Annotated in this window: 10 protein-coding genes; 9 read left to right on the forward strand and 1 reads right to left on the reverse strand. The window is 66.2% G+C overall.

What is annotated here, in order from left to right; all coding sequences use genetic code 11:
* The first annotated feature begins 293 nt into the window (after positions 1 to 293).
* From QOL99_RS11040 to QOL99_RS11075, 8 genes are all read left to right on the forward strand, one after another.
* Complete coding sequence (locus QOL99_RS11040) at positions 294 to 551, forward strand: hypothetical protein (protein WP_285523835.1); 258 nt, start codon at positions 294 to 296, stop codon at positions 549 to 551.
* A complete protein-coding gene (locus tag QOL99_RS11045; RefSeq protein ID WP_285523836.1) occupies positions 551 to 922 on the forward strand; it encodes an E2/UBC family protein in 372 nt (123 codons plus the stop codon). The genes QOL99_RS11040 and QOL99_RS11045 overlap by 1 nt, the downstream gene beginning before the upstream one ends.
* Positions 915 to 2318 (forward strand): ThiF family adenylyltransferase, encoded by a 1404-nt coding sequence (locus tag QOL99_RS11050; protein WP_285523838.1) that lies wholly within the window; start codon positions 915 to 917, stop codon positions 2316 to 2318. The genes QOL99_RS11045 and QOL99_RS11050 overlap by 8 nt, the downstream gene beginning before the upstream one ends.
* Before the next feature lie 74 nt (positions 2319 to 2392).
* Positions 2393 to 3496 (forward strand): helix-turn-helix domain-containing protein, encoded by a 1104-nt coding sequence (locus tag QOL99_RS11055; RefSeq protein WP_285523839.1) that lies wholly within the window; start codon positions 2393 to 2395, stop codon positions 3494 to 3496.
* Entirely contained in the window at positions 3493 to 3987 is a 495-nt protein-coding gene (locus QOL99_RS11060; RefSeq protein ID WP_285523841.1) for a PIN domain-containing protein, read from the forward strand. The genes QOL99_RS11055 and QOL99_RS11060 overlap by 4 nt, the downstream gene beginning before the upstream one ends.
* Before the next feature lie 110 nt (positions 3988 to 4097).
* Positions 4098 to 4613, forward strand: coding sequence for a hypothetical protein (locus QOL99_RS11065; protein ID WP_285523842.1), 516 nt, complete (start codon positions 4098 to 4100; stop codon positions 4611 to 4613).
* 322 nt (positions 4614 to 4935) lie between these two features.
* The gene (locus QOL99_RS11070; protein ID WP_285523844.1) at positions 4936 to 6756 is read left to right on the forward strand and encodes a proline--tRNA ligase; all 1821 of its coding nucleotides are present in this window, start codon (positions 4936 to 4938) and stop codon (positions 6754 to 6756) included.
* Between the two features lie 65 nt (positions 6757 to 6821).
* The gene (locus tag QOL99_RS11075; protein ID WP_285523845.1) at positions 6822 to 7664 is read left to right on the forward strand and encodes a zinc-binding dehydrogenase; all 843 of its coding nucleotides are present in this window, start codon (positions 6822 to 6824) and stop codon (positions 7662 to 7664) included.
* 118 nt (positions 7665 to 7782) lie between these two features.
* Here QOL99_RS11075 and QOL99_RS11080 read toward each other — a convergent pair whose 3' ends face one another.
* Positions 7783 to 9786 carry a DUF3160 domain-containing protein gene (locus QOL99_RS11080; RefSeq protein ID WP_285523847.1) on the reverse strand — a complete coding sequence of 668 codons (2004 nt, stop codon included), beginning with the start codon at positions 9784 to 9786 and terminating at the stop codon, positions 7783 to 7785.
* A gap of 493 nt (positions 9787 to 10279) precedes the next feature.
* Between QOL99_RS11080 and QOL99_RS11085 the strand changes: the two genes are divergently transcribed.
* Positions 10280 to 10729 (forward strand): helix-turn-helix domain-containing protein, encoded by a 450-nt coding sequence (locus QOL99_RS11085; protein WP_285523848.1) that lies wholly within the window; start codon positions 10280 to 10282, stop codon positions 10727 to 10729.
* Positions 10730 to 10743 lie beyond the last annotated feature (14 nt).

A 10743-nucleotide genomic window follows, 5' to 3' on the forward strand; every position in this document is an offset into this window, starting at 1 on the left:
TGCGTCCTGGACGCCATTTCCCTCAACCTGTCAGGTACTGAGGGCCCGGAGACAACACCCTAAGCCCGAGGCCACTAGTTAACATTTCTCCACCCTATTACCTCCGTCACGGTTGACATTATTTAACAGACTATGCCATAGTGACCTTGCGGCGGAAGGTCCGCTGAGCACGAAAAAGCGAGCAGTTGCCGCTGCTCGCTCTGCACTCAAACCCGGCTGGGCCGCGTCTTGGAGGACGTCAGGCTAAGGCCCTTCGTTGCCCGCTGTCAACACAGCGAACTGAGGTGATCGCCTTGAACGCAGAGAAATCCCAGAAGCCCGAACCGAAGGTCAACATCTTCATCAACCAGCAGAAGCACGAGGTTGCGCCAGGCAACCTGACGCCTCGGCAGGTGCTGGAGACGCTGGCAAAGGAAGACGTGACCCAGGTGACGCTCGCTCTCAAGGAGCAGGGGCAGCTTCACAAGTACCTGAACCTCGATGAGCCCATCCCCCTGCGCAACGGCATGCACTTCATTGTCATGCACTCGGGCCCGACGCCGGTGAGCTGATGACGGCCCAAGCGCAGCTTGAGGCGGATCTCAGGGCGCAGGGGCACACTACGGAAGCCATCAACGTGGGAGGACTGCCGTTCGTCCTCCTGCGGGGCTTCACGGTGCAGTCCGGGCGCTTCGCGGGCCAGGTCGTCGACCTCGGCTTGCAGGTGATGCTCAACTACCCGTCGGAACTGGCCCCTTCGATTCACGTGCAGGCCCAGCCGTTCCTCCGCCCCTTCGGGGGCGACGGCAGCACGTTCAATGTCATCGCCAGCCCCCTCGGGCCCAACTGGCAGTACTGGAGCTTCAACTTCACGACCATTTGGCAGCAGGGCCGTGGCCCCAGCCTGACGGCGATCATCAACGGGGTGATGGAACGTGCCTGACCTGGACTACAGCGTGGCCCTCACGGCCCAGATGAAGGACGAACTCGAGGCATTCCTGCTGCGGGCCGACGAGCAGGAAGATCTGATCTTCGGCCTGTACGTGCCCTCGCAGGGAGCGGGGCGCTTCACCGCACTGCTCTCCGAGATCATCTTCCCGGTCGAGGGTGATCGGCAGGTGCACGGCAACGTCAGCTTCAATCCCGCGTATCTGGAGCGCGTCTATGCGGAGGCGCTGAGCAGCGGCAAGGGGGTCGTGTTCCTGCACAGCCACCTCGGGCCGGGCTGGCAGGGCGTGAGTGACGACGACGTTGTGGCGGACACCCGGGTGGCGTGCAGCGCCGTGCCGGTCACGGGCCTGCCCCTGATCAGCATGACGCTCGGGACGGACGGCACCTGGAGCGCCCGGGCCTGGACCAATGGGAACGGCGTCCCGCAGGGACAGTGGTGCACGCACGTGCGCACTGTCGGGCGGCATCTGAAGGTGGACTACGCTGATCATCTCCGGTCAGCGCCCCAGGCGACCCGGCGGCAGCGGCGGACGGTGGCCGTCTGGGGGGAGCGGCACCAAGCGTCCACGGCGCGCCTGACGGTGGGCATCGTTGGTCTCGGAAGTGTGGGGAGTCAGGTGTGCGAGCAACTGGCCCGCTCCGGGTTCACGCGCCTGATCTTAATCGACCACGACCGCGTTGAGGAGCACAACCTCGACCGACTGGCTGGAGCCTACCCGGAGAACGTCGGGGAGTGGAAGGTTGACGTGGCAGGCCGGAACGCCGTGAGGGGCAGCACGGCCGGGACGATCTCCGTGCGGCGCGTGCCTCACAGCCTTGCCAGTCAGGAGGGCTACCGGGCCGCCCTCGACTGCGACGTGCTGATCAGTTGCGTGGACCGCCCACAGCCGAGGCGGCTGCTCAACCACATCGCGTACGCGCACCTCATCCCCGTGATCGACGGCGGAATCCGGGTCCGTCACAAGAATGGCGCGCTGAACGCAGTGAACTGGCAGGTACAGACTGTGGGCCCTGAGCGTCCCTGCCTGGCATGCCTTCAGGCGTATGACCCGGCGCTGGCCGAACTCGACGCCCGCGGCCTGCTGGACGACCCGACCTACATCGAGGGGCTTCCCCAAGACGACATCCTGAAGGCCAGCGAGAATGTCTACACCTTCAGCAGTGCCGTCGCCTCCCTGGAAGTGATGCAACTCGTCACGCTGGCGACCGGCTTGCAGGACTTCGGCGTGCAGCGCTTCGATTTCCACGCCGGCATCACCGAAGCGCACCTGGACGAGCAGCAGCCACTGAACTGTTCATGCAAGACCCTCATCACGGCGACCGGGGATACGCGTGAAAACTGGCTCGCACAGGATCTCGCTGGCCGGGAGGTCACGTCCCTGGGCTGACCCTCTTGCCTTCGCTCCCTTGTCCAGAAGCACACGTTTGTTTCTGGCAAGTGGTTTTTCTATAGGATAGTGCCATGAATGTTAACTTCATAGGCCCGCTGCGGGAGCAGCAGGGCCTCTCCCAGACGGAATTGGGACACAAGGTCGGCGTCACCCGCCAGACCATCGCCGTCTGGGAAAAGGGCGAGCGCCTCCCCTCGCTGGGGCAGATCAGCCGCATCGCTGCGGCCCTGGGCGTGTCTACAGACATCTTCCTGAAAGCGCCCGAGGATCATACTGGTCCCACCCTGCTCTTCCGGGCAGACGACGCCTCGGCCCTGACGCTGCCGCTGCGCGCCCAGATCCAGCAGAAGGTGCTGGACTATGTCGAACTCGAGCGCGACCTGAAGGAGACGCCCACCCTCCCCCCGGCCTACCCCCTCGACGAGTACGACGAGGCGAAGGTCGAACGGATCGCCCGGGAGGTGCGCGACTTCCTCGGGGTCGAGGATGCACCGCTGGGCGACGTCATCAGTCTCCTCGAGGACCGGGGCTTCAAGGTGATCGTCACGCCCCTGCCCAGGAGTGTTAGCGGCTTCTCGGCCTACACCGAGGAGTGGGGCGGCATCATCGTCGTCAATGCCAGTCATCCGGTCGAGCGGCAGTACTTTACCGCCCTGCACGAACTCGCCCATCTGATCTGCCACCGCAAGGACTACAACGGCCGGGAAGTCCCGGCAGCCCGCGATCCGCGGGAGAAGATCGCCAACCACCTTGCTGGCGCCACCCTGCTCTCCCGGGAGGCCATGGAGCGGGAACTGCGCGGCTATCAGCACAAGTGGATCCCCGACCCCGTCCTGATCAACATCAAGCAGCGCTACAGCGTCAGCATGCGCACCATCCTCATGCGCGCCAAGCAGCTCGGCATGATCACCGGAAAACAGGCGGGGCAGCAACTGGGGAAGATCGACAAAACGTACGGGAAAGAGAGTGAACCCGCGCCGCTGCACCGTCAGTCCGAGCTGTTCGGGGACAATCTGGAAATCGCCCGCGACCGCCTTGAGCGGCTCGTCTACGAGGCGGCCAGCAAAGACTTCATCACGCGCTCGAGAGCTGCTGAAATCCTCGGCGTTTCCCCGCTCACGGTTCGTAAGATGCTCGGGAAATGGCTGGAAGGCACTCCCGGAGTGGACGATTGATTCTCCTCGCTGACGCGAACATCCTCTTCGACTTCGGTTGGGTGGATGGCCTCACGGAACTCGTCTCCCTGGGGCCCTTCGAGGTCCTCGAAAACGTCCTCGACGAGGTGGCCCGAGACGAACAGCTGAGGAACATCGCCCAGACCCTGGAGGGTCTGGGCGTCACCTTTGTGCCCCTGGCCGACGGATGGACGGACGGGATTCGTGCGGCCAAACGAGGGGGGCTGAGTCTGCCAGATGCCAGTTGCCTGCACTACGCCAAACTGCATGAGCGGACGGTGCTCACGAGTGAACGTGCCCTCAGAAAGCGCTGTCAGGCAGAAGGCGTGGCCGTCCATGGCAGCCTATGGGTGGTTGCTCAGCTCCACCAGCAGGGTTTGTGTACGCCGGACCGCCTCTGTGAGTGGTTGCGCCGATGGCCGGAGCAGGGGGCACGGCTTCCGGCCAGGCAACTTCAGGAGCTCCGTACCCAGTTGGGCTGTATGCCCTGATCCGGCGGCAGGCTAGCCTCAGTGGGACCTTCCGCTTGCTCTCGGCCATCAGTGGGAACGCCTTAGGCGCTCAGGCCCAGCATCCAGCCGTATGCCCCGGCATCTCCAGCGTGCAGCTGGAGTCCCCGACAGACCTGGTCAGTCTGGCGGATGGCGGAGCGGCCCTGGCGTACCAGGACGGGACGGTGGAACTGCACGCTGCGGACAATCGCCTGCGGCGGCTGGTGAACCTGGGTGGGTGCAGCGCTGGCGCGCTGCGAGTGGATGGGGACGTGTTGACCTTCGCCGACCCGCAGGGAGGGGAGTTGGGCACCGTCCGGGTGAGTGACGGTCAAGTGCTCACCCGCCGCACCACGACCACCCTGGCCAGTGCCTGCCCGCCGCAGCTGCTGGCCGAGGTGGACCGTGAGCTGGACGGCTACCGCACGGTGCAGACGTTTGGGGAGCTTGAGGCGATCCTCGACCGGGTGGAAGGGCAGCTTCTTGGTGGGCACCACGTGAACCTCACCCACCACCGGGTCAAGCGCCGGGCGGTGCATCCGCTGATCCGGGACGTCTTCCCGGACGTGTACGGGCGCCTCAACCTCAAGCGGTTATGGGTGGGGCAAGAGTTGGCCCACGAGTGAGACNCGTCTTCCCGGACGTGTACGGGCGCCTCAACCTCAAGCGGTTATGGGTGGGGCAAGAGTTGGCCCACGAGTGAGACGAAGGCCGGAGGAGTCCCCGGCCCGGCGTATTTCGCGGCCCCCCATCCTTGACCTGCCCTCCTCCCCGCCTGTACCTTCATGGGCATGAGCGAGCAGACGATCCCCCCCACGCTGACGCGTGTCGGTGCGGGCCTGCCCGTGCTCCCGCCACCCTCCGGGGTGTGAACCTGCCTTTGCCAGATGCCGCCGACGTGCCAGGCGCACGTCCGTCTTCCGTGTTCACACCCTGAAAGGATCCACCATGCGAGTCTCCCAGAGCCTCTTCGTCACCTGGCGCGAGGCGCCCGCCGATGCCGAAACGTGTGGCACCTCGCTGCTCACCCGCGCGGGCTTCGTCCGCAAGCTGGGCAGCGGCCTGTACGCCAACCTCCCCCTGATGCAGCGGGTGCTGCACAAGCTTGAAGCCGTCCTGCGCGAGGAGCTGGACGCCGTGGCCCAGGAGGTCAGCTTCCCCCTCCTGCAACCGGAGGGCCTGTGGCGCGAGTCCGGCCGCTGGGACGCCTACACCCAGGCCGAGGGCATCATGTTCACCGTGACGGACCGCGCGGGGCGGCAGCTCGCCCTCGGCCCCACCCACGAGGAAGTCGCCGTGGCCGTGGTGCGTGAACTGGTGACCAGCTACCGGGACCTGCCGGTCAGCGTCTATCAGATCGGCCGCAAGTTCCGCGACGAGCTGCGGCCCCGCTTCGGGCTGCTGCGAACCCGCGAGTTCACCATGAAGGACGGCTATTCCTTCCACGCCTCCCCGGAGGACCTGCGTGCCCACTTTGAGGCCATGAGCGGCGTGTACGCCTGCATCCTCACCCGGCTGGGCGTGCATTGGCGGGCCGTCGAGGCCGACAGCGGCAACATCGGTGGGGCGGAGAGCCGCGAGTTCATGGTGCTGACGGACGTGGGCGAGGACGAGGTGCTGTACACCCTGGATGGGCAGTACGCTGCGAACGCCGAGCGGGCAGTGTCCCGGGCGCTAGAAACCGGGCCAAGTCCCTTTCAGGGCTTCCAACGGCATCACACGCCGGGCACGGCGACGGTCGCGGCCGCCTGCGTCGCTCTGGGGTGCGAACCCGCCCACATGGTCAAGAACGTTTTGTACGACGCGGTGTTCTCCTGCGGGGAGGGGACACGGCTCGTTCCGGTGATGGTCAGCCTGCGCGGGGACCACACGGTCAATGCGGTCAAGCTCTGGAACGCCGTGCAGGCGCGGGCGGAGCAGGTGGACGGCGGGACACTGCTCTCCCTGGACGTGGCACAGCCGGAGGAATGGACCAGCGGCGACCTGCCGTTGGGGTACATCGCGCCGGACCTTCCGAATCAGGTGATCGACCGGCGAAAAGATGTGCACCCGGCATTCCTGCGACTGTGTGACGAGGCGGTGGCCACCCTGCGCAACTTCACTACTGGGGCGAATGAAACGGACTGGCATGTGACGGGTGCAAATTGGGATGAGACCTACCCGTTGCCTGACGTAGCGGACCTGCGGCAGGCGCGAGCCGGGGAGATGGCGGTTCATGACGCTTCACAGCTCCTGCACTCAGCCCGGGGAATTGAGGTCGGGCACGTCTTCCAACTGGGCACCCGGTACGCGCAGGTCATGGATGCGGGCTTCACCGCCGCCGACGGCTGCCATCAGCCCTTCCACATGGGCTGCTACGGCATCGGGGTGACCCGGCTGGCCCAAGCAGTCGCCGAGCAACTCTCGGATGAACAGGGCCTGGTGTGGCCGCCGGTCATCGCGCCGTATACGGTCATTCTCACGCCGGTGGACCTGGGGAATGAACGGCAACGCGAAGCCGCCGAGGCCCTGTATGCGCAGTTGTGGGCGAACGGGATCGAGGCGCTGCTGGACGACCGTCCGGAGCGGGCTGGGGTGAAGTTCGCGGACGCCGACCTCACCGGCATTCCGTACCGGGTCACGCTGGGCCGAGGCCTGGAACGGGGCGAGGTGGAACTCAAGGATCGGCGGTCGGGCGAGGTGGTGACCCTCCACTCTCAAGAGGTTGTCAGCCATCTGGTGGCCCGGCTTCAGGGTGGGTCCAGGGCCGCTCCCGTGGCTCTCCGATGAATTCACCGTCGACGTCCGCCCGTCGTCTGGTGGTGCAGGCCCCCGGACAGGTGGGGTGGCAGGACGTGCCCCTCCCATCTCTGGGAGCAGGCGAGGTGCTTGTCCGCACCCGGCTCACGGCCGTGAGCCTGGGCTCGGAACGGAGCGTCGTGGAGGGGTTTGGCCCCTTCCCGATGCTTCTGGGATACCAGACGCTAGGAGTAGTGGAGGCGCGGGGACCCGGCGTCACCCTCCCCGTGGGTCAGCGGGTAGTCACCACGCTTGGGCACGCCAGTGCGGGCGTCCACCGGGCAGAGCGGGTCATCCCGGTGCCGGAGCGGGTTGCGGACCGTGTGGCCCTGACGGTCATTCTCGGCGAAGAGACTGCCAAAGGGCTGCGAAAGGTCCGTCCGGAAGTGTCAGAGCGGGTTCTGATCGCGGGCGCTGGCCTGCTGGGCCTGCTTAGCCTTTTCAACCTGACGCGGCGGGGAGTGCACGACGTGACGGTCCTGGAACCTGATGCGGAGCGCCGGGCACTGGCGCTGACCTTCGGGGCAAAGGCGGCCTTCGCCCCGGGGGAGCTGCCTCATGACGCCTTTGATGTGGGGGTGGAGTGCAGCGCTTCTCCGGCGGGCTTCGCGGAACTGCTGGGCCACCTGCGGCCGGGAGGTCGGGCCGTCGTGCTGTCAGATGGAAACTGGGGTGCCCTGACGCTGCCACGCGAGTTCCACTCCCGGGAGCTGACCGTGACGGCCTCCAGCGACGGCGAGGACTATGCGGCCTACGCCACGTGGCTCTGGGAGCATGCGGATGGAAGGCTCGCGGAGCTGTTCCCCGTGACCCTCACGCGGGAGCAGTTGCCTAGGGCTTTCCGCAAGTGGCGGCAGTGGCCCCGGCCCGTCTCCGCTGTGGTCGAGTGGAACGGCTGAGAATGTCCAGTGATTGCACGTAGTCAGTGGACCGGAGGGTACAGACAGTGTGCCTCTGACCGGATGTCTGGCTCCCTTCAGAGGTCAAAGATGCTTTGGAAGACTGAGCCCTGGCCTTCTACCTCACCACGATGTCGCTCAGCCATGGGTGCGGCGGCGGGATCTCGTCCCGGCTTACCCGCTCACGCCACGCCTCGTCGGTGAGGCGCTCACCCAGCGGCACCGTGAACTCGTACTGGCTGTAGACGCCCCCACGGGCGAGTTGCTGCCCGCCACGTCCGTCCGGCACGACCGCGTACAGTTCGTGGATCAGGCCCGTTCCCTCCTCCAGCACCCGGACGGTGTTGGGGTCGGTCGCCACATCGGCCACCACCGCCGCGCTCTGCTCCGTCTCGCCCCCTATCGGCTTTCCGGGTTCAGCAGGGTCGCTGCTGCGGACCCGCATCTGCTCCAACCAGCCCCCGAAGGTCTCGATCCGCCGGTAGTCCTGCAGGGTCAGGGGCCGGCCCGCGAGCTGCTGGCGGCTCGCCGTCTCCAGGAAGGTGAGGGTCCCCCGCAGCTCGTCGAGGTTGCGCCGGGTCGTCACCGACAGGATCTTCTGCTCGTCCAGCACCTTCCGGGTCAGGGTTTCCAGGTCTAGGAGCCGCTTCCAGAGGGCGAGGTTCGGTTCCACGTAGCCCCGGGGCGGCTCGGGCGGCTCGATCGGGCCAGAGACGGCATAGGTGGTGTACGTCTGCTTGACGTACAGCAGCGTGTCGTGACGCAGCTCGGTCCACGAGCCCAGGGCCGTGAGCAGCTCCTTGCGGGTCCACGCCGGAGTGCGCATGAAGGCGGGATACCGGGTGTCCCGCGCCTCGGGCCGGGCCAGGGCGCCCAAGGCGTACAGCCACCCGCTGTACACGTTGCGCGTCCAGTCTTCGGGCTTCAGGGCGGCGAACCCGGCGCGGACCTTCTCCATCTGCGGCAGGTAGTTGAGGTAACGGTCCTCGCCCATCCCCTTCAGGAGGATCAGGGCCGTGTCACTCCCGAGCCCGGCCATCAGATCCAGACCACGCGGTAGGGTGCGGGGATCCCGGCGCGTACCGACCTTGTCGTACACGAGTTCACCGAAGGCGGACGCGTCCAGGGTAAAGCGCTGGCCCATCAGGCGCAGGCCCCGGGTGGCCTGCGCCCGGTCCTCCTCGTCCGTCACCCACATGCTGTTCACCCTCGGGGCGGGAAGGGCCTTCAGGGTCTGTTGCAGCCTCTTCACCACGGCGGGATCAGACAGACGCCGCACCTCGTGCCCGGTTACCCGTTGCAAGGCGGCGGCGTAATCGCGGAAGGTCAGGTCGTCGCTCGCACCGATCAGGACCGTGGTCGGGTCATAGAGCCGCGTCCACAGCCGCCTCGCTTCCGGGTTGCCCGTCAGCAGCCCCGTGAGCAGCGCTGCCGTGCGCGTCTCCGCGGGGTTGGACGCCCGCAGGGTGATGCGGCCCAGCCACATCATGGTGCGGAAGTACCGCTCCAGCGCCTCCGATCCGGCGTAGTGCCCCCGGGGGACGTACTGGGAGTAGTCCTCCTTGAGCCTGTCCGTATCGGTGCGGGCCGTGTCCTGGAAGATGGGCGAGACGGCGAAACCCTGGTGGGCGCTGATCAACTTGAGTTCCGCCGCCACGAGGCCGGCCACCTCCGCCGGGGGGCGGCTGGAGGGCTGAACCAAGGCCTGCGCCACGGCGAGGTAGGCGACGGCACGGCGGGCGTCCGCTTGCAGAGGAGTGCCCTTCAGAGCCTGGAGCTGTTTCAAGCCGTCCTGCACGAGGAGCCCCGTCAAGGAGGTCAGCGCCGGTAGGAAGGTCTCGCGCTCCAGGTCCCGCAGCAGCTTGGCGAACACCAGATGGGTGGTGTGCAGCACGGCGTCCGTGGTGACGAGGGCCGGCTGACCCTGGAACTTTGTGCGCCCATAGACGTCGCTGAAATGGGCGTACCGGGTCGGCGCGATCACGAAGCCCTGTCGTCCCAGGACCTGTTGTTGCCGCTCACTGAGGCCAGGGAGCAGAGCACTCTGCGGCAGGCCAGGGGCCGCAAGGGCGCCGGAAAACAGCAGGCTGGTCAGCAGGGGCAGGGCACGCCGGAGAGACATGCTCCATTGCAACCGGGGCAACTGACCGAGGGCTGATGGGGCGTGCCTTCTCGTGCCGGAGCCGACAACCTACCGAGTACGGTCGGCTGCGCGTCTTGGAGGTCGAGATGGTGCTCGACGAGGGAGACTCGAAGGAGAACAGACCGTCACCCTTCTCTTCAGGTCGCGGTCCGGGCCCCGGAGCAAAGGCCAGAACATCCTGGACTGTCCCTGGCATGCTGCGAGCTTGGTCAATTTCTTGCTGGGAAGCTGTGGGATGGACGGAGAAGGCTGGGGGAGTCCTACAGCGTCATGTCGGTTTCCTGCCGCGCCGGGCCCGGACCCAGGCGGGCACGTCCCGCAGAGGAATGGACGTGGCGGCCGAGGGGAAGCGGGGATCGCCCTCGAGGACACCGTAGGCGATGGGACCGCTCACCAGCAGCCCTTGCTGCACGCACCCACGCGGGGCATAGACGTTCCTAGTACAGCGTTTTCCAATTTGTAATAGTGGGGCATGAGCCGTTCTCTTCGCTATCCAGTGGCTTTGAGTCCTGAGCAGGAACAGACGCTGCACGGCATGACGATGAAGGGCAGTGGCAAGGCGCGGGTCATGACCCGCGCCCGGATCCTGCTGCTGGCCCATCGACGGGTCGCCGACTCGGAGATCCAAGAAGCACTTGGCATCAGTGTTCAGATGGTACAGGCGACCCGGAAACGCTTTGCCCTGGGAGATCTGGACGCGGCGCTCTTCGATGCGCCGCATACAGGCCGACCTGCCAAGTTCGACGGCAAAGACCGGGCGGCCATCACCGCGCTCGCGTGCAGTGAGGCGCCCGAGGGTCATGCAAGGTGGAGTATTCGCTTGCTGGCAGAGAAAGCCGTGGAGCTGAACCTGGTCGATCACATTGCCCCGTCGACGGTGTTTTACATGCTCAAAAAAACTATGACGGCAAAGGGGGCTTGAGGAGTTGATCTTCC

The sequence above is a fragment of the Deinococcus rhizophilus genome, assembly GCF_030271215.1.
Classification (GTDB): domain Bacteria; phylum Deinococcota; class Deinococci; order Deinococcales; family Deinococcaceae; genus Deinococcus; species Deinococcus rhizophilus.

Coding starts and splice junctions, on each gene's coding strand:
- QOL99_RS11085 (WP_285523848.1), top strand. CDS start 10,280: ATGAGCCGTTCTCTTCGCTATCCAGTGGCTTTGAGTCCTGAGCAGGAA.
- QOL99_RS11070 (WP_285523844.1), top strand. CDS start 4,936: ATGCGAGTCTCCCAGAGCCTCTTCGTCACCTGGCGCGAGGCGCCCGCC.
- QOL99_RS11055 (WP_285523839.1), top strand. CDS start 2,393: ATGAATGTTAACTTCATAGGCCCGCTGCGGGAGCAGCAGGGCCTCTCC.
- QOL99_RS11080 (WP_285523847.1), bottom strand. CDS start 9,786: ATGTCTCTCCGGCGTGCCCTGCCCCTGCTGACCAGCCTGCTGTTTTCC.
- QOL99_RS11045 (WP_285523836.1), top strand. CDS start 551: ATGACGGCCCAAGCGCAGCTTGAGGCGGATCTCAGGGCGCAGGGGCAC.